The following is a 20,779-nucleotide window of genomic DNA, read 5'->3' on the forward strand; positions in this document are numbered from 1 at the left end:
TATAACTCAACCATGCGCGGCAGGTTTCCGCGACGGCTTGTGACTTGACGACGCGACCGCGATGGTGCCGCCGACCACGACCGTCATCCGGCGGGGATCGAACAGCCGGGCCGCCGCCCGCTTCACATCGGCCAGCGTCAGCGCCTGGATCAACCCGTTGCGGCGCGCGACATAGCCGAGCGGCAGGCCGGAGCGCTGGAACGTGTTGAGCTGCGCCGCGATGCCGGCATTCGAGGCGAAGGCGAGCGGATAGGAGCCGGTCAGATAGGTCTTGGCGTCGGCCAGCTCGGCCGCCGACGGACCGTGCGCGGCGTAGTCGGCCAGCACGCCGCGCACCACGGCGAGCGAGGCGTCCATCGCGTCCTGCCGCGTCGCGACCTGGCCCAGTACGACGCCGCCGCCCGCGAAATCGGAGAAGCCGGTGGAGATGCCGTAGGTGAGGCCACGCTTCTCGCGCACCTCATAGGTCAGCCGCGAAGAGAACCCGCCGCCGCCCACGATGTAGTTGGCGACATAGCCCGCGAGGTAATCCTTGTCGGCGCGGCCGATGCCCGGAAGGCCGAACACCGCGCTCGGCTGCGGCACGGCCATCGCCACGATGGTCTCGCCCGGCGCGCCGGGATGGACGAAGGGCGGCGGCGCGGGCGGCGCCGTGGCCGGCAGGGGATCGAAGGTCGCTTTCAGGAGCGCGGTCAGCGTCGCCGCGTCGATATCGCCGGAAACCGCGATCCTCGCCCCGCCCTTCACCCAATGAGTCGCGGCGAAGGCCTTCAGGTCGGCGGCGCCGATCGCGCTCAGGCTCCGGGTCTCGCCGTTGACCGGATGGGCGTAGGGATGGTTGCCGAAATAGACCCGATAGAAGCGGTTGGCCGCGACGGCGGCGGGATCGCTGTCGTCCTGCTGGATGGACTGGATCATCTGGGCGCGGACGCGCTCGATCGCGTCGGCGTCGAAGCGCGGATGCCGCAGCGCCAGCGCGAACAGGCGGAAGGCATCCTTCGCCTGCGACGACAGCGTACTGAAGGACAGCACCAGCCAGTCGCGGTCAGGCGACATGGAAAGCTGGATGGCGCGGTTGGCGATCTCGGACTGGTAGGCTTCGGAAGTCAGCGGGCCGGCGCCCTCGTTGAACAGATAGGCGGCGAAGGCGGCGAGGCCGGCCTTGCCCGCCGGATCGTAGGCCGAGCCCGCCGGCAGCGAGACGGTGACGGCCAGCATCGGAACGGTGTGATCCTCCTCGAACCAGACCTGCTCGTTCGGCCCGATGTCGAGCGGGCGCGGCGCCGAGGCGAGTGCCGGACCGGCGAACCCGAGGGCGAAGAGAAGCGCGAGGGCGAATTTTCTCATGACGGACCCGGCGTCAGATAGAGCGTGACGGATTCGCGCGGCACGAGCTGTTCGGCGGCGGCGGCGCGCACCTCCTCGGCGGTGACCGCCTCGATGGCGCGCGGCCAGTTCTGCAGGTCGGCGACCGTGCGGCCGACCGCGAGCACCTGGCCATAGGCGGTGGCGAGCTGGAGCTGGTTGTCGCGGCGGAACACGTCGCCGGCGACGAGCTGGGTCTTGATGTGCGCCAGTGCGGCCGCGGACGGCGGCGCCTTCGCAAAGTCGGCGAGGATGGTATCGACCGCGCGTTCGAGCTGGGGCAGCGACACGCCGGGGCGCGGCGTCGCGAAGACCGAGAAGGCGCCGGCGTCGCGCGCGTCGCCGTCATAGGTGGCCCCGGCATCGGTGGCGAGCTTCTGCTCGACCACCAGGGTGCGATAGAGCACCGCGTTGGCGTCGCCGCCGAGCAGCGCGGCGAGGACTTCGAGCGCCTCGGCCTGGCCGAGCCTGCCCTCGGCATAGCTCGCGACGCGCCAGCTTCGCGAGAAGCTCGGCACGCCGGCATCGGGGCGGGCGATGGCGAGGCGCGTTTCGCCGAGCCGCGCCGGCTCGGCATAGACCGCGCGCGGTTCGAGCGCGCGCGCCGGCACTTTCGCCAGCGTGCCGGCGGCGGCGGCCTTCACCTCGTCCGGAGTCACGTCGCCGACCTCGACCAGGATGGCGTTGTTGGGCGCGTAGTGATGGTCGTAGAAGCTCTGTGCCTCGGCGCGGCCCATGCGGTGGACTTCGTCCGGCCAGCCGATCACCGGGCGGCCATAGGGATGGGAGAGATAGAGCGCGGCATCGACCTGCTCGGCGGCGAGCGAGGCGGGCACGTTGTCGATGCGCATGCGGCGCTCCTCGAGCACCACGTCGCGTTCGGTCTTCACGCCGGCATCGGTGAGTTCGAGATGCGCCATGCGGTCGGCCTCCAGCCCCATCACGAGCTTCAGCCGGTCGCGCGCGATCTGTTCGTAGAAGGCGGTGTAGTCCTCGGTGGTGAAGGCGTTGTCCTCGCCGCCGTTGCGGGCGATCAGGCGCGAGAAGGTGTCGCCCGGCTCGGCCTTGGTGCCGCGAAACATCATGTGCTCGAAGAAATGGGCGAGGCCGGAATGGCCGGCCGGATCGTCCATGCCGCCGACCTTGTACCAGATCATCTGGGTGACGACCGGCGCGCGGTGGTCGGGGATGACGACGACCTGCAGGCCGTTGGGGAGCGCGAACTGGGTGACGGATTCGGCGGCGGGGGCGGCACCGAGCGAAAGCAGCGTCGCCGCCACGAAAGCGGGCAGCCCTACCCTCCCCTTGAGGGGTCCTAGCGACAGCGTATGGACGCGCAGCGGGGGTCGAAAAATTCGAAGCGCAGCGAAGAATTTTTCGGGGAGGGGTCTGGGTGCTCCAGCTTGACCCCTCCCCGAAATTTGCTTCGCAAATTTCGACCCTCCCTCAAGGGGAGGGTAGAAATTGGAGCCCATCAAAACGGCCAGAGGTCGTCGAGCAGGCCCTTGTCGCTGGTCCCGCTCGAATCGTCGGGCGACCGCGGCGCCGGAGCACCCGGCGCGGCGGCCGGCGAGCCGGCGCGGGCGGCGTCGACGCGGCGGGCCTCGGCGTCGGCATCGACCGGCGTCGAGCCCGGCTCGGGCGTCGGACCCTTCCAGAACAGGACGCTGTTGGCGAAGCTGTCGTCGGAGGCGCGCATGCCGCGCGCGTCGGAGGCGATCTGCTGGCGGATCGCCGGATCGGCGTTCTGCACGCCGGCGGCGGCGAGGAAATAGCGCTCGCCGGGGCTCATCGTGGCGGGCAGCGTCGAGGCGATGGTCGCCTGGTCGGCGTTGAACAGCGCGCTCTGCGCCGACTGGGTCGGCTCGGTCTGGTTGGTCGGCGCGGTGCCGGGCGCCGGCGGCTTCAGGTTGAAGTCGGGCGGGATGACGAGCGGCGCCTTGGTGACGACCGCGAACTCGTCGGGGGAATCCTTGCCCTGGCCGGCGGCGTCGCGGATCTGCTCGCAGCCCGACAGCGCGAAGGCGGCGCCGGCGGCGAAGGCAAGGGCGAAAAGGGTGCGCGACTGCATGGACTACTCCCGAACTCTGCTATTCCGTTCAACCCGGTTCATGGCCCGGGTGCGCCTCCGGCCGCATCAGCGCGTCGTACAGCAGCGCGATCACGCCGAAGGTGATTGCCGCGTCGGCCACGTTGAAGACATACCAGTCATAGCCGAAGACGTAAAAGTGGAAAAAGTCGGCAACCTTTCCGTAGATCAGCCGGTCGATCAGGTTATTCCCGATGGCGCCGCCGATAACCAAGCCGAGGCCGATCGCAAGCGCCCGCCGCTGGGCGTTCCACAGCCACCAGCCGAGGCCGATTACCGCGAAAAGCGACAGGAAAACCAGGAAGGTCGAGCCCATCCGGCTGTGCGCCGGGAACAGGCCGTAGCTGACGCCGGGATTCCACACCATCACAAGATTAAAGAACGGCAATACGGGGACGGACTGGCCGGCGACCATGTCGCGGAAGCCGAAGCCGTACAGCAGGGCCAGCTTGCTCGCCTGGTCGAGCAGGAGCGCGACCGCGGCCGAGGCCAGGCCCCAGTCGCGCGGGGACATGGTTAGCGACGGCCTAGGCGGCATCGACGGCCTCGCTGCAGCGGTTGCAGAGGTCGGGATGGTTCGGGTGGCTGCCGACCTCGGGCAGGATCATCCAGCAGCGGGCGCATTTGTCGCCCTCGGCGTGATGGAATTCCACCGCCACGCCAGGAACCTCGGTCGCAAGCTCGAACGCGCCGGTTGGCCAGATCAACCGATTGACCTTCCGACCGGGGCTTTCAAGCTTTCCCATATTTTCAAGATTCTCTGCCTCGAACCCTGTGCCCGGAGCTGTTCCGAGCTGCACCATGATTTGTGATGTGATTGCGATCTCCGCAAACGGCACACTCTTGAGCAGTTCTTCATCCTTTGGATCGGAAACGTATACGACCGGGCGCGCTTCCAGGCTGGCGCCGATCACCTTGTCGCGGCGCTTGAGCTCCAGCGCGCCGGTGACGACGCGGCGCAGCACGCGGATGCGGTTCCATTTCTCGATCAGCGCGTCGTTCCGCCAGCCTTCGGGCGTGGGCGGGAAGACCTGCAGATGCACGCTCTCATGCTCGCCGGGGAAGCGGTGCAGCCAGGCTTCTTCCATGGTGAAGCACAGCAGCGGCGCCAGCCAGGTGACGACGCGGCGGAACACCTCGTCCGTCACGGTGCGGGCGGAACGGCGGCGCGCCGCGTGCTTGGAGTCGCAATAGAGCGAATCCTTGCGGATGTCGAAATAGAACGCCGACAGCTCGTTGGTGCAGAACGAGAAGACGGTGTTGTAGACGCGGTTGAAGTCGTAGGATTCGTAACCCTCGCGCACCAGGCCGTCGAGCTCGGCCAGCTTGGCGAGGATGTAGCGTTCCAGCTCCGGCATTTCGGCCGGCGCGATGCGCTCGGCCTCGTCGAAGCCCGCGAGGTTCGCGAGCATGAAGCGGATCGTGTTGCGCAGGCGGCGATAGGCGTCGGCGTTCGCCTGGATCACGTCGCTGCCCATGCGCAGGTCCTGCGTGAAATCCGACGAGGCGACCCAGAGGCGGAAGATGTCGGCGCCGTTCTTCTCCGCGATGGCCTGCGGCAGGATCACATTGCCGACCGATTTCGACATCTTGTCGCCCTCGCGGTCGAGCACGAAGCCGGCGGTCAGCACCTCGTCATAGGGCGCGCGGCCGCGCGTGGCGCAGCTTTCCAGCAGCGAGGACTGGAACCAGCCGCGATGCTGGTCGGAGCCTTCGAGATAAAGATCGGCGTGGTCCTTTTGCGGCCATTCCGGTTCGAGCGGCTGTTCCACCGTGAACACGTGCGTCGAGCCGGAATCGAACCAGACATCGAGGATGTCCTTCACCTGTTCGTAGTCGTCGGCGTCGCGGCCGTTGCCGAGGAAGCGCGCGGCCGAACCCGGCTTGTACCAGGCGTCGGCGCCTTCCTCGCGGAAGGCCTCGGTGATGCGGGCGTTCACGTCGGCGTCGAACAGCACGGTCTGCGTCTTCTTCTCCACGAAGATGGCGAGCGGCACGCCCCAGGCGCGCTGGCGCGACAGGACCCAATCGGGCCGGTCCTTCACCATGCCGGCGAGGCGGTTCTCGCCGGACTTCGGATACCATTTGGTGTCGTGGATCGCCTTCATGGCGCGGGCGCGCAGCGTGTCGGCCGGATCGGACGTGATGGCCTTGTCCATCGCGACGAACCATTGCGGCGTGGCGCGGAAGATCACCGGCGCGCGGGAGCGCCAGCTATGCGGATAGGAATGGCGCAGCGTGCCCTGGGCGAGCAGCGCGCCGGCCTCGATCAGCGCGGCGATGACGGATTTGTTCGCGTCGCCGTCCTTCTTGCCGTCGCGCGACAGGATGAACTTGCCGGCGAAGAGGGGAACGTTGGCCGAGAAGGAGCCGTCTTCCTTCACCACGTTGAAGGCGTCGGGATTCGTGCGCGCGTAGTCTGGGAAGTTATGGAGGATCAGCTCGAAATCTTCCTCGCCATGGCCGGGCGCGGTGTGGACGAAGCCGGTGCCGGTGTCGGCGGTGACGTGATCGCCGGAAAGGAGCGGGACGTCGAACTCGTAGCCCTGGCCGCGGAACGGGTGCGCGGCGACCGCGCCTTTCGGATCGGCGGCGCCGAGACGGTTCAGCACGATCTTCGCGTGCTTGGCCGTCTGATCGGCCAGCGCATCGGCGAGCGCGATCTTCTCGCCGGGCTTGGCGAGAGCGCCCTCCTCCGCTGCCGTCACTTCATAAAGGCCGTAATCCATCGTCGGCGAATAGGCGATGGCGCGGTTGCCGGGGATGGTCCAAGGCGTGGTCGTCCAGATGACGATGCTCGCGCCTTTGAGCGCGCCGGACACGACGGGAAACTTCACATAGATCGTCGGGCTGGTCTTGTCGTGATACTCGACCTCGGCCTCGGCGAGCGCGGTCTTCTCGACCGGCGACCACATCACGGGGCGGAAGCCGCGATAGAGCAGCTTGTTCGCGACGAACTTGTGCAGCTCGCCCGCGATCACCGCCTCGGCGCGGTAGTCCATCGTGGTGTAGGGCTTGTACCATTCGCCCATGCAGCCGAGCCGGATGAATTGTTTCCGCTGCACGTCGATCCAGTGCTCGGCGAAGGCGCGGCAGTCCTTGCGCAGCACGTCGATCGGCACGTCGTCCTTCGACTTGCCTTCCTTGCGGTACTTCTCCTCGATCTTCCATTCGATCGGCAGGCCATGGCAGTCCCAGCCGGGGATGTAGGGCGCGTCGTAGCCGAGGAAGCCGCGCGACCGCACCACGATGTCCTTCAGCACCTTGTTGAGGCCGGTGCCGGAATGGATTTCGCCATTGGCATAGGGCGGGCCGTCGTGCAGCACGAAGAGCGGGCGGCCCTTCGCGGCGGCGCGGATGCGGCGGTAGAGATCGATCGCGTCCCAGCGCGCCAGCCATTGCGGCTCGGCCTTGGGCAGGCCGGCCTGCATCGGAAAGTCGGTCGCGGGCAGGAACAGGGTGGCGCGGTAATCGTGCGCGGAAGTCTCGGTCGTGGTGTCGGGCATCAGTCGGGCTTTCGAGTCGGCGGGATGGTTGGATAGGGTCCCGGCCTCCGCGCGTCAGGGCTCAACCCCGGCGAGGAGCCGGGTGGCGAATTCGCGAAAATCCAACCAAAACAGGCATCTTTCCCGGCCGCCAAATCAGCGAGGCTGGTTCTAACAGGGGGGCGGCGGGCGGTCCAGCCTAGGTGCCCGGCGGCAGTCGGTTCACGCGGAGGCGCGGAGACGCGGAGGGCGCCAAGCCGTTCACGACACGTTTGAGGCCATCTTTCAGCGTCGGCTGACCGAAATTGATGAGAAGGCCGACGGGGAGATTGAGCAGGCGCAAATAGGTCAGCAATTGCTTTGCGTGGACCGGCGAAGTCCGTTCAACCGATTTGATTTCCACCACGACCTGACTATCGATGAGCAAATCGACACGCAGGCCGTCGTCGAAATGCATTCCGTCGTAGTCGAAAGCGACTCCGTGCTGCCGCTCGACGGAAAATCCCCGGCGCGCGAGATCGCGCGCCAGAACCGCTTCGTAGACCGACTCCAACAGGCCGGGTCCGAGCCCGACGTGCAGCCTGTAGGCGGCATCGACGATCGCGCCCGTGACGTCGTCGAGCGAGCGCTCCGCGTGCTCCGCGTGATAATCCCATCGCGCCTCGGTCCGACGAAGATCAGGGCATCCTAGCACATGTTACGCTGTTTCAGGCGTTCGTCTGTGCGATCAGGGCGCCGGCGGGAGGCGGCAATCGGGCCGCAGGCGCGCGTCGAGGCGGCGCGCGAAGGCGTCGAGGGGAAGGCCGCGCTGCCCGACGGGCACCACGCGCAGGCCGGGGGCCAGCCGGCGGATCGCGTCGAGCGGCTGATAGTAGACCTTCATCCGCACCGTCCGCACGCCGTGGTCGCGCCACAGCTCGAAGGCGAGCGCGGTGCCCGGCGCGGTGTCGTCGGGCTGGCCCGGCAGGCGCCAGCGCACGCCCAAAAGTCCGGACAGGTTCGAGAGATTGGTGTCGTGCCCGAGGAAGAGGACGAAGCGCGCCCCGTCCGGCAGAGGCACGCCTTCTTCGCCCGGCACGCCGAGCGCGGCGAGGATCGCGCGGGCGAGGAAGGTCGCGTTGGCGGCCGCGACCGCGGGCGTGCGCCGGGCCAGGTCGGCGTAGAGATTGTGCAGCGGCATGACGGCGGCGATCCGTCCGGCGGCGCGGCCCCAGCCCACCTGATCTCGCGCGAAGCCTTGCGCGTATTCGAGCAGCAGATTCTCGGCCAGCGTCGAGCCGGTATCGAGCGGGCCGGAGAGCTTCCCGTCGTCGCTCACCCGATTGTCGCCGGCGAGCGCGCAGTCGGCCGAAGCCAGGCACGCCTGCGGCCGCAGGATGCCGCGCAGCGCCGCATTGGCGCGCGCATAGCCGGCGCGGTTGCGCGCCACGACCCGCGCCAGGCGCGTGCGAAGGGCCTGCGCGGCCTCCTTGGAATCGAGCCGGCAAAGCTTCGCGCCATGGAACAAGGGATCGTCGTCGCCGGGCGGCGCCGATTTCACCGGCACGGCGCAATCGGGCGACAGCCCCTCGGCGACGGCGGCGGCGCTCGCAAGGGTGCGGCTGTCGGCATTGTCGGCCCAGAGAAAGACGCCGGACGGACAGCCTTGCGCGGCGAAGAGACCGGTCCGCGCATAATGCTCGCGAAGCGCGGCGCCGATGCGATGGAGCGCTTCGGCGCCATGATCGGTGAGCTCGCCGGGCGCCGCCGGCCAGGCGGGCCAGGGCTGCGCGGCGAAGGCGGCATAGGCCTCGGGCGGCTTGGTGGGCGAGCGCACGCCGTGCCGCTCGACGATCACGACACGCTCCAGGACGGGCGCGGCCTGCGCCCCCGCCGCGCCGACAAGCAGCGCGACGGCGGCGCAGAGGCGGTGAAAGTTGCGCAAGCCCGGACCGTTCCTAGTAGAGCGAGGACGAAAAGTTGAGGAAAACGCTGCGGCCCGCAACGGTCCAGTACAGCGGCACATCGGTTCCCGACTGCGTGCCGGCATAATCCACGATCTGCCGGTTATCGAGCAGGTTGCTGATCTTGACGCTGACGACCAGGTCGGCGGTGTTCTCGATCAGCGGATCGAAGCGATAGCCGGCCGCGAGGTCGACCGTGGCGGACGAGCCGAGCCGCACGTCATCCACGGCGATCAGCTTCTGCGTGACCGGATCGAGCGAATTGCCGTCGTCGCCATAGCGCGGCCCGATCAGCTTGCCGATCAGCGAGCCGTAGAAGCCGGTGCCCCGGTCGTAGAGCACGCCGAGCGCAGCCGTATAGGCCGGGCTTTCGGCGATCGTCACCGAGGTGCCCTTGTACACCGCGCTGTTCAGCGAGTAGTTGCCGTAGAACGACACGCCGTCGCCGAGCGCGTACTGGCCTTCGAACTCCAGGCCCTGATAGACCGCGCCGCCGCCATTGACGAAGGTCGTGTCGGTGCCGCCGGGGATCTGAATCTGGGCGAAGTAGTTGCTGAAGTCGATGTAGTACGCATCGGCGCTGACCGTGAAGTTGTCGCGCTTGAGCGTGCTGCCGACCTGGTAGTTCCAGGTCGTCTCCGGCCGGATCGAGTGCGGCGCGGTCACCTGGAAGACATCGACCGGCGGGGCGAGGAAGCCGCGCGCGACCTGGGCATAGGCGTTCCAGTTCTCGTCGATCGTGTAGCGGGCCGAGACCGAGGGCTGCAGCGAATCGTATTCCTCCGAATAGTCGATCGGCGCGACCGTGCCCTTGTTGATCGGGCCGTTCACGTCGCGCTGGAAGATCGAGAACTTCACGCCCGGCGTCACCAGCAACTCGGGCAGCACCTGCCAGTCGAGCTCGGCGAAGGGCTGAATCGTGCTCGACACGGTGTGGTAGTTATAGCTGTAGGGCGTGCCGTTCTTGCCCGGCGCCGGCGTGCCGCCGGTCGACAGGTCGATGGTCTCGGACCAGCGGTTGTCGTGCTGGTCGTCGTACCAGACGCCGGCCTGGACGGTGCCGAAATCGCCGTCGTAGGAGACCCGGAAGACGTTGCCGAAGGCGCGGAACCGCGCATTGGTCGCCTTGCCGGGAATGTCGGTCGTCTTCCGGCCCTGCCGCGAGGCATAGCCGGCCGCGTTGTAGACGTCGGGATAGATCGTGAGCGTGTTCAGCGACGGGTCGGTGATCGTCGAGTCCTTGCTCTCGGTGTAGACGTGCGCGAAATAGTCCGTGTACACCTTATCTTCGACGCGCAGGCCCCCGATGAGGGTCTTGAGGTCGCCATAGGCGAAGTCGGAATAGTAGTCGCTCGGATTGTAGCGGTAATAGGCCTGCGTCGCGGGGTCGTTGTTCAGCCCGAAATCGCGGCCGTATTTCGCCATGTTGGCCAGCGTCGCGCCCTGGGTCGTGTACTGGAATTCGTGGTTGTAGCTGCCCAGCAGCGTCAGCGTGGTGTCGGCGTCGAACTGGTGCTCGAACTTGACCAGCACGTTGTCGCGATGCTCCGCCGAATAGGTCAGATAGCCGTCGGTGTTCTCGTGCTGGTAATCGACGAAGCCGCTGCCGAAGCCGGTGTCGCCGGTGTTCAGCTCCAGGCCGCCCGAGATCGTGTTGAAGCTGCCATAGGTGAAGTAGGGATTGAGCGAGGCGGTGTCGGGCGCGCTCTTGGTGACGAAGCCCATCGTGCCGCCGAACGTCGCCTTGCCGATGGTGGAGGCGGTGCCGGGGCCGCGGTCGATCTCGGCGGTGGCGAGGTCGTGGGCGATGAACAAAGCCGAGCTGGTGTGGTGCAGGTCGGTCGAATCGCCGAACGGGATGCCGTCGAAGGTGACGTTGTACTGGCCGTCCTGGAAGCCGCGCAGGCTGAGCGTCTCGGACTTGCCGAGGCCCGGGCCGTTCGGGCTCGCGTCGAACACGCTGGGCTCGAACTTGACGACGTCGTCATAGCTGCCGAGCGGGATGATGTTGTCGCGGATGAAGCCTTCCTGCACGATCGACGTCGGCTGCAGCACGTCCACCGGCGGCGCCGACGGCGCGATGTAGATCGCCTGGCCGATGACCGTGACGGTTTCGATTTGCGCGTCCGGCGACGCGGCATTGTCGGCGGCCCGGACCCCGGCCGGGATCAGCAGCGCCGCCGCGCACAGAAGCGCGGACCGGCGCGCGGAAAGACCGTGACATTTTACCCTTGAAAACATTGAGTTCCCCAACCTTCGAGAGGCCGGAGATGTCGGGGCGCAGCGTAACAAACGCTGTAAGGGCATGTGACGAATTCGTGAAAAGTCACGGGGAAAAGATCATGTCGCAGCCCTGTGTGTCGCAATCTGTCGCCGCGAGCGTCGTCGCTGAAAACTGGCGAAACACGTTCAGCGCGAATGCAGGATCCGCCGCGCGTCTTCCGTGTCCTTGGCGATCTGCAGCTTGAGCGCGCCCAGCCCGTCGAGCTTGGCTTCGGGGCGCAGATAGGCGACGAACTCCACCGCCAGATGCTTGCCGTAGAGGTCGCCGGAGAAATCGAACAGATAGGTCTCCAGCATCGGGACCTTGGTCTCGAACATCGGGCGGATGCCGAAATTGGCGACGCCGTCATGCTCGGACACCACCGCGTCGTCCTCGAACAGCTTCACGCGCACCGCATAGATGCCGTAGGCGGGCTGCAGGCAGTCGACCAGCCGCATGTTCGCGGTCGGAAAGCCGATGGTGCGGCCGCGCTTGTCGCCGTGCTCGACGCGGCCCTCCACCGCCCAGGGATGGCCGAGCAGGCGCGCGGCGATATCGGGCTTGCCGGCCTTCAGCGCGTCGCGGATATCGGTCGAGGAGATCTTGTCGCTGCCATGCGCCAGCACCGGATCGAACAGCGTGACGCCGAAGCCTTCCATCTCGCCCATATAGGAGAGCATCGTGGTGTTGCCCGCCCTGCCCTTGCCGAACTGGAAATCACGGCCGACGACGACGGCGCCGACGGCGAGGCCGTCGACCAGCACGTCCATCACGAAATCGGGCGCGGCCTTGGCCGCCATCTCGGCATCGAAGGCGAGCGCGTAGAGCGCGTCGGCGCCGAGCCCTGCGATCAGCCGCGCCTTGGCGCGGAACGGCGTCAGGCGGAAGGATTGCGGCGAGGGGCGGAAGAATTCCTGCGGATGCGGCTCGAAGGCCAGCACGCCGAGGGGCGCGTGACGTTCCTCCGCCATGCGGCGCGCCTCGCCAATCAGCGCCTGGTGGCCGAGATGCACGCCGTCGAAATTGCCGACCGCCACCACCGCGCCCTTATAGGCATCGGTCACGTCGCTGGTGTGGCGGAAGATCTTCATCGCGCCCGCGAACCTGGCGATTCTATCGCACGCGGAGACGCGCAGACGCGGAGAATTCCAACCTGGCTCCGCGATCTCCGCGGCTCCGCGTGAATCGATTGCGCGCTGGCGCGCGCGATGCCGGCGGCGGAGCGAGGCACGCTCACCCCTTCGGGCGCGGCGGCGCCATGACCAGCGCCTCGCCATCAACCACGGTGATGTCGCCGACCTTGCAGACGCAGTCGAACACCACGCGGCGCTTCTCCGGCACGACCTCGCGCACCGTGCAGGTCGCCGTCACCGTGTCGCCGATGCGCACCGGCGCCTTGAAGCGGGTGGTCAGCGACATGAAGATCGTGCCGGGGCCGGGCATCTTCATGCCCAGCACGGTGGAGATATAGCTCGCCGACAGCACGCCATGGGCGATGCGGCCCTTGAAGATCGTGGTCCTGGCGAAGTCCTCGTCGAAATGGACGGGGTTGGTGTCGCCGGAAATCTCGCCGAATTTCTGGAGGTCGGATTCGGTGACGGTCTTGGTGAAGCTCTCCGACATGCCGGGCTTCAGGTCTTCGATGTAATAGGGCATGGGCGCCTCTCGATACGGGCAGAAGTTCTATCGGTTCGCGCCGCTACCAGACAAGCGCCCGCATCGCCGCGACGGCGTGGACGCCGGCGCCGGCGAACAATTCCGCCATGTGCGGCGCGGTGAATTCCTTGACGTCCTCGCCGTGGATGCCGTCGGCGATGAACACCGCGTCGATGCCGGCGGCGTTGGCGCCCCTGATGTCGGTGGCGAGGCCGTCGCCGATGGCGAGAAAGCGCCGCGCGCCGCCGGACGCGGCGCGGACGTGATCGTAGATCGGCCGGTGCGGCTTGCCGTAGTAGACGACCTTGCCGCCGAGCGCCTCATAAGCCTTCGCCAGCGCCCCGGCGCAGTGCACCAGCTTGCCGCCGCGCTGCACGACGAGATCGGGATTGGCGCAGATCATCGGCAGGTTCCGCGCCTTCATCCGGGCGAGCAGGCCGGCATAGTCGCCGGGGCCCTCGGTCTCGTCTTCGTAGAGGCCGGTGCAGACCACGAGGTCGGCGCGGGCGAGGTCGGTGCGTTCCAGGTCGAGGCCGGCGAACAGGCCGAGGTCGCGCTCCGGGCCCAGATGCAGGATCGCGGCGCCGCGCCGGTGCGCCAGTTCCTCGCGCGTGGCGCCGCCGGAGGTCACGATGGTGTCGTAGCAGTCCAGCGGCACGCCGAGGCGTTCGAACTGGATTTCGAGATCGGAGGGCGGGCGCGGCGCGTTGGACAGCAGGACGACGCGGCCGCAGGTGTCGCGGAAGGTCTTGAGCGCGGCGCAGGCCGGCGCGAAGGCCGTCACGCCGTTGTGCAGCACGCCCCAGACGTCGCAGACCAGCGCGTCGTAACCGGGCGCGATGTCGGCGAGATGGGTGAGAAGTTTCGGTGCGTCGGCCATGGCGTAGCGGTCGCATGACGACGGCGGAGGGTCAATATGGCGCGCTATCCCGCCTTGCGCAGCGGTATGACGGCCGCGTCCTTTTCGACCGCCTTGAGCGTCTCCTCGCGCACCGCGCGCGGCTCGCCGAAGAGATAGCCCTGCGCGTAGTCGACGCCGTAGTCGAGCAGCTGCACGACGGTCTTCTCGTCCTCGACGCGTTCGGCGATCAGGTTGAGGCCGTTGCGTTCGAGCAGCTTCTTGAGATCCTCCGCCGTGACGGCGGCGCCGGCGCCGCTCATGCCGTAGGCCAGCGTGTGGGCGCGCACCTTGAGATGGCGGAAGCCGGTCTTCTTGAGCTTGACGAAATCGAGCGCCAGCGAGGTGACGTGATCCATCGACAGCGTGAAACCGAGGCTCGACAGATAGGCGAGGTTCGCCTCGCCGGCGCCGCCGGCCTTGGCGACGGCGTCCTGCGAGAACTCGAACACGATGTGGCCGGCGAGGTCGCGGTTGTGGTGCATGTATTCGAGGAATTGCGGGAAGAATTCGGTGTCGGTCAGCGTGTCGCCGGAGATGTTGCAGAACACCCCGACATCGCGGTTCTTCTGCGTCAGGCGGCGCACGATCTGCACGCAGCGGAACAGCAGCAGGTTGTCGACCACCGACATCAGGCCGGCGGGCGCGGCGACCTTGATGTACTGCTCCGGCATGATGACCTTGCCGTCTTCCGAGCGCAGCCGCGACAGCGCCTCGTAATAGCGCAGCTTGCGCTGCGGCAGGCTGACGATGGGCTGGAGATAAAGGTCGACGCGGTTCTGTTCGAGCGAGGCGCGGATGGTCTCCAGCATCGCGGAATCGCCGAGCGCGTTGACATAGGCGGCGGCGGTGCCCTGGCGCGGCGCCGGTTCGCGCGCCTCTACCGGCTCCAGCTTGGCGCGGCCGGAGACCTTGCTGGCGAATTCGCGCATCAGGGTTTCGAGCACCTGGAGCTCGGCGACGATCTTCTTGTTCTGGGCGCTGGTCTTGGCCTCGATCGTCCGGGACATGTCGTCCATCTTGGCGCGGGTGTCGTTCAGCGCCTGTTCGAACTGGAAGCTGACGCGCTTGAGGCCGGCGATCTCGCGGTCGGCGATACGCTTGTCGCGGCGGCGGCGGAAGGCGGCGTGGATCTGGGTGCAGCCGAGCGCGAGCACGACGCCGGTCAGAAGGCCGAGCGGAATGCCGGCGACCATGAACATCGCGGTGGCGACGGTGGCGCAGGCCAGAAGATAGGTCGCGACGATCAGGGCACGCGTCATGAACGGGCTCTCGGCTTCACTGGGCAATATTTGCAGGCCGCGCGTTTCGAAAGGATTAACCATGGAACGGGCGCGGATGGCGGGGCGCGGACGTTAAAGAGAGGTTAAGCGTCTGGCATAGCGCGCGCCGGAAGCGTTACTATTCGAGTGGCTTCGAACCGGAGGACAATATGACCACGGCCTATGATTTTTCGTTCAAGTCGATCGACGGCGGCGCGCTGCCGATGGCGGGCTTCAAGGGCAAGGCGGTCCTGGTGGTCAATGTCGCGAGCCAGTGCGGGCTGACGCCGCAATATGCCGGGCTCGAAGCCTTGTGGAAGGCGAAGAAGGACAAGGGGCTCGTCGTGCTCGGCGTGCCGGCCAACAATTTCGGCAGCCAGGAACCCGGCACCGAGGACCAGATCAAGACCTTCTGCGAGACGAAGTTCGGCGTCGATTTTCCGATGACCGCCAAGGAAGACGTGATCGGCCCGGGCGCACATCCCTTGTACAAATGGCTCGCCGGCGAGCTGGGCGAGGACGCGGCGCCCAAGTGGAACTTCCACAAATACCTGATCGCCAAGGACGGCGGCATCGCCGGCGTGTTCGGCTCGCGCACCACGCCGGACGACGCGGAGATGAACAAGGCGATCGACGAAGCGCTCGCGAAGTAGGGTGCATGGGTGCCCCTCTCCCCGGTGTCATCCGCCGCGAATGCGGCGGACCCAGGTGATGCGAGGATGTGCAGTCGTCAACTGGGTGCCCCGCATTCGCGGGGCATGACACCTTTTTGTGAAAACGAACGGCGGCACGCTGGGCCGGCTAAAGCTGCGCGGCTACATCGGCGGCTTGACGCCGTTCTTTTCCAGGACCAGCGAGCCGATCACGATCTTGCCGTCCGCCAGCGTCGCGGCGCCGGCGAACACCGCGAGGCCGGGCTTGGGATCGGTCGGCTGGGCCGGAACGATGGCGACGATCTGGGTCTGCGGCGTGACCGCGACCGAGGCGACGCCGGTGCAGCCGCCGGCCGCCGGCGCGTGGCCGACGCATTTGCCGTCCACGATCCCGGCGCCGCGATAGGTCACCTTCAGCGTCTGGCCGCCGGACATCGTGACCGTGCCGTTGGTCATGCTGCCCGCCGTCACCGGCGCGGTCTGCACCACCGCGACGGTGCCGTTGGTCATGCTGCCGGCGGTGGCCCTGGCGCCGCCCGGGTGATGATCCCAGGGATAGGACCCCTCGCCGACATGGATCGGCAGGATGTGGATCTCTTCCGCCTTCAGCGTGTCGCCCGGCCCGGGCACCGAGGTGATGCCGACGAAATCGGTCGCCTTGATCTGGTCGAAGCGTCGGGGTTCCACCGCCGAGAAGAACGTGCCGGGCCCGACGGCGCCGGTCACCGAGGTGCCGTCGGCCTTGGTGATGGTGACGGACTTGCCGTCGAAGCTCGCGATGACGCCGCGCACCAAAAGCGGCACGGGCGGCGCGGCGTCGGCGGCCAGCGCCGGAGCGGCGAGGAGCGCGAATGCCGTGGACATCATCAGTGTACGGAATTTCATGGCGTTTCCCCGACATTGTGCGATCTGGTTGGCGGCAGTGCATACGAGAACGGCGGCAAGAGCAAGCGCGACACGGCAAGTTTACCTTGCCTATCCGGGCGCCGGGCGGATGAGGATCTCGATGCGGCGGTTGCGCGGCTCGGCCTTCCCGTCGCCGGTCATGACCCGCAGATGGGCTTCGCCGAAGCCCTGGGCGGCGAGGCGGCCCGCCGGCACGCCTTCATGGGCCAGCGCGTCGGCGATGGCGCGGGCGCGCCTTTGCGACACCGCCATATTCCGCTCCGGCGTGCCGGCCGTGTCGGTATAGCCGTTCACCGCGATCGCGGTATGGCCATAGCCGCGCAGGATCGCGGCCAGGGGCTCCAGCACGTCGTCGCCGGCGACGCCGCCGTCCGGCGCGAACAGCAGGCTGTTCTCGATGACGATGGCGATCTCGTCGCCGCGCCGCGCCGTGACGAGGCCGCGGGCATGAACGTGGCGGCGCAGATCGGTCTCCAGCGCGTCCATATAGGGCTCGATCCGCGCCACGGTGAGCGGGCCGGCGAGCGCCTGCGGGATCGGCGCGGCGGCCACCACGCCCGGCACGGCGCCATGGGCCGGTGGCTTCGCGATGGGCGGACGCGGCGTCTCGCGCGCGGTGCGGTCGACCGGCGGCGGCTCGTAGATCGGCCTCGGCCCGCCGCCGCAGGCCGCGAGGCCCAGCGCCAGAAACACGACCGAGAACCTGAACCTGGACATGCGCGCATTTTCCGTTTTTGCCGCGCCGATCTCGCGCGGCGATGGTGGCGGATGTTTGGCCGCGGGCCCGCCCGCTGGTAAAGAGAACGCCTCGCTATCCATAACGCACGGGGACGGAAAAATGACGACATTGTTCGATCTGACGGGGAAGGTGGCGCTGGTCACCGGCTCGACCAAGGGCATCGGCGAGGCGATCGCGCACCGCCTGGCCGAGCACGGCGCCAAGGTGGTGATCTCCAGCCGCAAGGCGGACGCCTGCGAGAAAGTCGCCGGCGACATCAACGCCGCGCGCGGCGCCAAGGTCGCGGTGCCGATCCCGGCCAACATCAACTACAAGGAGCAGCTCCAGGCGCTGGTCGACGAGACCCGCAGGCAGCTCGGCAAGATCGACGTGCTGGTGTGCAACGCGGCGATCAATCCGGCCTATGGCCCGATGTCGCAGATCGCCGACGACGCCTTCGACAAGATCCTCGGCGCCAATATCCGCTCGAACCACTGGCTGGCGCAGATGGTGCTGCCCGACATGATCGAGAAGAAGGATGGCGCGATCATCATCGTGTCGTCGATCGGCGGCTATCGCGGCTCGCCGGTGATCGGGACCTATTGCATCTCCAAGGCGGCCGACCTGCAGCTCGCGCGCAACCTCGCGGTGGAGAACGGGCCGCACAACATCCGCGTCAACTGCATCGCGCCGGGCCTGGTGAAGACCGATTTCGCCAAGGCGCTGTGGGACACGCCGGAGGGCGAGAAGCGCGCCAGCGCGGGCACGCCCTTGCGCCGCCTCGGCGAGCCGGACGACATCGCGGGCGCCGCGGTGTTCCTGGCGAGCAAGGCGGGATCGTGGATGACGGGACAGTCGATCGTCATCGACGGCGGCACGCTGGCGTGAGACCGTCTTCAACTTGGGAGAAGCACCGCATGAAACGCCTTGTCCTCATCGCCGCCATCGCGCTGGGCGCCGGCTCGCCGGCCGTCGCCGCCGATAAGCCGGACTGCGCCAATCCCGACACGACCTTCGACATCGACCAGTGCGCCGGCAAGGACTACACCGCCGCCGACGCGGCGCTGAACGCGCTCTACCGCCAGCTCGTCGCCAAATACGACGCCGACAACAAGAAACTGCTGCAGGCGGCGCAGCGCTCCTGGATCAAGTACCGCGACGATGAATGCGCCTTCGAGACCAATTTGACGGTCGGCGGCACGATCCATTCGGCGATGGAAACCAATTGCCGCGCCGACCTCACCCGCGCCCAGATCAAGCGCCTCAAGGCCCAGCGCGATTGCCAGGAAGGCGATCTGAGCTGCAATCACCCATGACGAGGTCCGCCGGCATGAGAACGCTGATGATCGCGACTGCGGCGGCGCTGCTGCTCGGCGCCGCGCCGGCCCGGGCGGACGAGGCGGACGGCCTGGACTGCAACAACGCGATGACCCAGCGCGACATGAACATCTGCGCCGACAAGGACTACCGCGCCGCGGACCGGCAGCTCAACGCGGCCTATGTCCGGGCGATGGAGGGACTGGACGGGCGCAGCCGCGAGCTGCTGCGCACCGCCCAGCGCAACTGGATCAAGTTCCGCGACCTGGAATGCGCGTATCGGGCCGAGCAGAACGAGGGCGGCAGCATCTATCCGCTGGTCTATTCCGGCTGCCTGACGGAGCTGACCCTGGCGCGGACGAAGCAGCTCAAAGCGGGGCAGCAATAGGCCGCCAGACATCGCGCCGCGAGCGCGCGTCGCGGTTTTGCCCGGGGTCTAGGCAAGAACTTATTCCAGTAGTATAAAGGACTCGTTAGCCGTTTCTCTAGTCGAGCGCGGTAATCGCTCTCGGCCTTTGCCCGACCATTTGTTGCGTACCGCTGCCGTTCCGGAGGCGTCGCACCATGGCGAAGACCTATACGGCCGACATCCGGCCGAAATTCCGCGACAGCGACATCGCGTGCATGAAACGCAATCGGGTGATGCTCGGCGAAGCGGCGTGGATGTGCGACGGCGCCCCGACCCATGGCTTCGCCGATCACGGCAATGCCAGGCAGGTCTTCACCTATCTCGCGGGCAACGGAGCCGCGCCGATGCCGCCCGATGGACCGTGGTCGCAGGCGTGGCTGGATACCTACAAGGCGTGGATGAACGACGGATTCCAAATCTGAACCGAAACGGAGGGGCATCATGACTCGCAGACTCGCATGGACCGGCATCGCGGTCCTGACCGCGATGGCAGCCGCAAGCATCGCGACCAACGGCAAGCCGGCCGCGTTGGGCACGACACCGGTTCCGATTCCGCCCGGCTACGGGTTTCCCACGCCGAACGCGACGATCGAGCAATGGATCGCGACCAGCGACACCGGCGCGATGCGCGGCCATGCCTGGGAGCTTTGGGCGGGAATGACGGCGCCGTCCGGCCAGGGCACCCTGCCGGTGTGGGACACCTGGGGCGGCAAGGCCGATCTGAAGGGACCGCCGCCGAGCGCCGTGGCGCTGACGGCAATACCGCGGGCCGCCGCCGGGCACGCTTTCGAGACGCCGATCCAGTTCACCCATCGCGCGCGCCGCCTTCACTTGAAGGCGATGCTGGGCACCAGCGTGACGGCCGCCCAGACCCCGATCGAGGCGGAGCGATTCGACCCGACCGACGTCGCCTTCGTCCGTTCGCCGCATCCTGGGCCCGACGGCAAGACCTATTTCTACAACAGCGCGACCAGCCTCAACGCGCTGAACAGCGCATGGCCGACCAACACGCCGGTGCAGAACCGCGCGATCGTGGACTTCCCGAACACCGCGATCGAAACCAAGCCGGTCTACAATCTGGTCAAGGCGACCGGCCTGACGCCGCTGCCGGTGTGGCAGGGCGGCGCCGGCGCGACGAACCAGACCAACCCGACCGAAGACACCTGGACGAATTGCCTGCTGATCGATCCGAAGGGGGCGGGCGCCGTGCAGCCCGCGACGCCGGCGCAAATCAAGAGCGTTCCGGCGGCTCGGCTGACGGGACTGGCCTGCAAGACGTTCTTCTACGGGCCGCTGTCCCTGATCTATGCGCAGAAGCTGTCGGCGGGCGACGCCGCGCGCTTCGGTCACGGCGCCGCGGCGGGCGACTTCGCGGTTCTCGTGGCCATGCACGTCAACACGAAGGAAACGACGCTGTGGACGTGGCAGACCTTCTATTGGGAGCCGCTGCCCGATCCGGCCGGCCAGAATCCGGGAAGCAAGGACAATCAGCCGACCAGCCTTCCCGCGCCGTGGAAGACCTACTCGATGTGCGCCAATTACGATCAGACCACGACCTCTGGCGGCACCACGATGGATGTCTGCTACAATCCCTATCTCGAGACGTCGCCCGGCATTCCCGCCGGCGTCACCTCGAACTGCATGAGTTGCCACGGCGTCGCGACGGTGAACAGCTTCGGCGGTTATCCGACGCAATACACCAAGCCGGTGATCTACTTCACCGATCCGTCCTACTACAACGCCACGACGACACGGACCGACTTCTCCTGGACGGTCGCGGACTTCTGACGGCGCCGGGCGCCGGCCTCTCCCATG

At 67.4% G+C, this 20,779-nt stretch carries 20 protein-coding genes; 6 read left to right on the forward strand and 14 right to left on the reverse strand.

Annotation, left to right across the window (positions count from 1 at the left end; all coding sequences use genetic code 11):
- Positions 1-6: 6 nt before the first annotated feature.
- The 12 genes from WDM86_21455 to WDM86_21510 form a co-directional block, all read right to left on the reverse strand.
- Positions 7-1,347, reverse strand: a complete 1,341-nt coding sequence (locus tag WDM86_21455; GenBank protein MEI9992585.1) for a pitrilysin family protein — start codon at positions 1,345-1,347, stop codon at positions 7-9.
- Complete coding sequence (locus WDM86_21460; protein MEI9992586.1) at positions 1,344-2,645, reverse strand: pitrilysin family protein; 1,302 nt, start codon at positions 2,643-2,645, stop codon at positions 1,344-1,346. Before WDM86_21460 ends, WDM86_21455 begins: the two co-directional genes overlap by 4 nt.
- A gap of 194 nt (positions 2,646-2,839) precedes the next feature.
- The gene (locus WDM86_21465) at positions 2,840-3,436 is read right to left on the reverse strand and encodes a DUF3035 domain-containing protein (GenBank protein ID MEI9992587.1); all 597 of its coding nucleotides are present in this window, start codon (positions 3,434-3,436) and stop codon (positions 2,840-2,842) included.
- Between the two features lie 28 nt (positions 3,437-3,464).
- The gene (gene lspA, locus WDM86_21470) at positions 3,465-3,968 is read right to left on the reverse strand and encodes a signal peptidase II (protein ID MEI9992588.1); all 504 of its coding nucleotides are present in this window, start codon (positions 3,966-3,968) and stop codon (positions 3,465-3,467) included.
- Positions 3,969-3,981: 13 nt separating this feature from the next.
- Positions 3,982-6,960 carry an isoleucine--tRNA ligase gene (gene ileS / locus WDM86_21475; protein MEI9992589.1) on the reverse strand — a complete coding sequence of 993 codons (2,979 nt, stop codon included), beginning with the start codon at positions 6,958-6,960 and terminating at the stop codon, positions 3,982-3,984.
- Between the two features lie 178 nt (positions 6,961-7,138).
- Positions 7,139-7,633 carry a GxxExxY protein gene (locus WDM86_21480; protein ID MEI9992590.1) on the reverse strand — a complete coding sequence of 165 codons (495 nt, stop codon included), beginning with the start codon at positions 7,631-7,633 and terminating at the stop codon, positions 7,139-7,141.
- Between the two features lie 33 nt (positions 7,634-7,666).
- Positions 7,667-8,863, reverse strand: coding sequence for a histidine-type phosphatase (locus WDM86_21485; GenBank protein ID MEI9992591.1), 1,197 nt, complete (start codon positions 8,861-8,863; stop codon positions 7,667-7,669).
- Positions 8,864-8,876: 13 nt separating this feature from the next.
- Entirely contained in the window at positions 8,877-11,123 is a 2,247-nt protein-coding gene (locus tag WDM86_21490) for a TonB-dependent receptor (GenBank protein MEI9992592.1), read from the reverse strand.
- A gap of 168 nt (positions 11,124-11,291) precedes the next feature.
- Complete coding sequence (locus tag WDM86_21495; protein MEI9992593.1) at positions 11,292-12,236, reverse strand: bifunctional riboflavin kinase/FAD synthetase; 945 nt, start codon at positions 12,234-12,236, stop codon at positions 11,292-11,294.
- Between the two features lie 142 nt (positions 12,237-12,378).
- Complete coding sequence (locus tag WDM86_21500; protein ID MEI9992594.1) at positions 12,379-12,801, reverse strand: MaoC family dehydratase; 423 nt, start codon at positions 12,799-12,801, stop codon at positions 12,379-12,381.
- A 43-nt stretch (positions 12,802-12,844) separates the two neighbouring features.
- A complete protein-coding gene (locus WDM86_21505; GenBank protein ID MEI9992595.1) occupies positions 12,845-13,681 on the reverse strand; it encodes a TIGR01459 family HAD-type hydrolase in 837 nt (278 codons plus the stop codon).
- 44 nt (positions 13,682-13,725) lie between these two features.
- Positions 13,726-14,961, reverse strand: a complete 1,236-nt coding sequence (locus WDM86_21510) for an EAL domain-containing protein (protein ID MEI9992596.1) — start codon at positions 14,959-14,961, stop codon at positions 13,726-13,728.
- A 170-nt stretch (positions 14,962-15,131) separates the two neighbouring features.
- Between WDM86_21510 and WDM86_21515 the strand changes: the two genes are divergently transcribed.
- A complete protein-coding gene (locus WDM86_21515; protein ID MEI9992597.1) occupies positions 15,132-15,614 on the forward strand; it encodes a glutathione peroxidase in 483 nt (160 codons plus the stop codon).
- A gap of 162 nt (positions 15,615-15,776) precedes the next feature.
- On the opposite strand, the gene WDM86_21520 is transcribed toward WDM86_21515, so the two are convergent.
- Both WDM86_21520 and WDM86_21525 read right to left on the reverse strand, forming a co-directional pair.
- Positions 15,777-16,499 (reverse strand): hypothetical protein, encoded by a 723-nt coding sequence (locus tag WDM86_21520; GenBank protein ID MEI9992598.1) that lies wholly within the window; start codon positions 16,497-16,499, stop codon positions 15,777-15,779.
- Between the two features lie 90 nt (positions 16,500-16,589).
- Positions 16,590-17,237, reverse strand: coding sequence for an OmpA family protein (locus tag WDM86_21525; protein MEI9992599.1), 648 nt, complete (start codon positions 17,235-17,237; stop codon positions 16,590-16,592).
- Positions 17,238-17,358: 121 nt separating this feature from the next.
- On the opposite strand from WDM86_21525, the gene WDM86_21530 reads away from it, so the two are divergent.
- The 5 genes from WDM86_21530 (at position 17,359) to WDM86_21550 (ending at position 20,752) form a co-directional block, all read left to right on the forward strand.
- Complete coding sequence (locus tag WDM86_21530) at positions 17,359-18,126, forward strand: SDR family oxidoreductase (GenBank protein ID MEI9992600.1); 768 nt, start codon at positions 17,359-17,361, stop codon at positions 18,124-18,126.
- A gap of 29 nt (positions 18,127-18,155) precedes the next feature.
- Positions 18,156-18,554 carry a lysozyme inhibitor LprI family protein gene (locus WDM86_21535; protein ID MEI9992601.1) on the forward strand — a complete coding sequence of 133 codons (399 nt, stop codon included), beginning with the start codon at positions 18,156-18,158 and terminating at the stop codon, positions 18,552-18,554.
- Between the two features lie 26 nt (positions 18,555-18,580).
- Entirely contained in the window at positions 18,581-18,943 is a 363-nt protein-coding gene (locus WDM86_21540; protein ID MEI9992602.1) for a lysozyme inhibitor LprI family protein, read from the forward strand.
- Positions 18,944-19,119: 176 nt separating this feature from the next.
- Positions 19,120-19,386, forward strand: a complete 267-nt coding sequence (locus WDM86_21545; GenBank protein ID MEI9992603.1) for a hypothetical protein — start codon at positions 19,120-19,122, stop codon at positions 19,384-19,386.
- A gap of 19 nt (positions 19,387-19,405) precedes the next feature.
- Positions 19,406-20,752, forward strand: a complete 1,347-nt coding sequence (locus WDM86_21550; protein MEI9992604.1) for a hypothetical protein — start codon at positions 19,406-19,408, stop codon at positions 20,750-20,752.
- Positions 20,753-20,779 lie beyond the last annotated feature (27 nt).

Origin of the sequence: Rhizomicrobium sp., from assembly GCA_037200045.1 — a bacterium.
Classification (GTDB): Bacteria; Pseudomonadota; Alphaproteobacteria; order Micropepsales; family Micropepsaceae; genus Rhizomicrobium.

What these genes read in the sequence shown, in the direction of transcription:
- WDM86_21455 (MEI9992585.1), bottom strand. Translation starts at nt 1,347, where the DNA reads ATGAGAAAATTCGCCCTCGCGCTTCTCTTCGCCCTCGGGTTCGCCGGT.
- WDM86_21465 (MEI9992587.1), bottom strand. Translation starts at nt 3,436, where the DNA reads ATGCAGTCGCGCACCCTTTTCGCCCTTGCCTTCGCCGCCGGCGCCGCC.
- lspA (MEI9992588.1), bottom strand. Translation starts at nt 3,968, where the DNA reads ATGTCCCCGCGCGACTGGGGCCTGGCCTCGGCCGCGGTCGCGCTCCTG.
- ileS (MEI9992589.1), bottom strand. Translation starts at nt 6,960, where the DNA reads ATGCCCGACACCACGACCGAGACTTCCGCGCACGATTACCGCGCCACC.
- WDM86_21490 (MEI9992592.1), bottom strand. Translation starts at nt 11,123, where the DNA reads ATGTTTTCAAGGGTAAAATGTCACGGTCTTTCCGCGCGCCGGTCCGCG.
- WDM86_21495 (MEI9992593.1), bottom strand. Translation starts at nt 12,236, where the DNA reads ATGAAGATCTTCCGCCACACCAGCGACGTGACCGATGCCTATAAGGGC.
- WDM86_21500 (MEI9992594.1), bottom strand. Translation starts at nt 12,801, where the DNA reads ATGCCCTATTACATCGAAGACCTGAAGCCCGGCATGTCGGAGAGCTTC.
- WDM86_21505 (MEI9992595.1), bottom strand. Translation starts at nt 13,681, where the DNA reads ATGGCCGACGCACCGAAACTTCTCACCCATCTCGCCGACATCGCGCCC.
- WDM86_21510 (MEI9992596.1), bottom strand. Translation starts at nt 14,961, where the DNA reads ATGACGCGTGCCCTGATCGTCGCGACCTATCTTCTGGCCTGCGCCACC.
- WDM86_21515 (MEI9992597.1), top strand. Translation starts at nt 15,132, where the DNA reads ATGACCACGGCCTATGATTTTTCGTTCAAGTCGATCGACGGCGGCGCG.
- WDM86_21520 (MEI9992598.1), bottom strand. Translation starts at nt 16,499, where the DNA reads ATGAAATTCCGTACACTGATGATGTCCACGGCATTCGCGCTCCTCGCC.
- WDM86_21525 (MEI9992599.1), bottom strand. Translation starts at nt 17,237, where the DNA reads ATGTCCAGGTTCAGGTTCTCGGTCGTGTTTCTGGCGCTGGGCCTCGCG.
- WDM86_21530 (MEI9992600.1), top strand. Translation starts at nt 17,359, where the DNA reads ATGACGACATTGTTCGATCTGACGGGGAAGGTGGCGCTGGTCACCGGC.
- WDM86_21535 (MEI9992601.1), top strand. Translation starts at nt 18,156, where the DNA reads ATGAAACGCCTTGTCCTCATCGCCGCCATCGCGCTGGGCGCCGGCTCG.
- WDM86_21540 (MEI9992602.1), top strand. Translation starts at nt 18,581, where the DNA reads ATGATCGCGACTGCGGCGGCGCTGCTGCTCGGCGCCGCGCCGGCCCGG.
- WDM86_21545 (MEI9992603.1), top strand. Translation starts at nt 19,120, where the DNA reads ATGGCGAAGACCTATACGGCCGACATCCGGCCGAAATTCCGCGACAGC.
- WDM86_21550 (MEI9992604.1), top strand. Translation starts at nt 19,406, where the DNA reads ATGACTCGCAGACTCGCATGGACCGGCATCGCGGTCCTGACCGCGATG.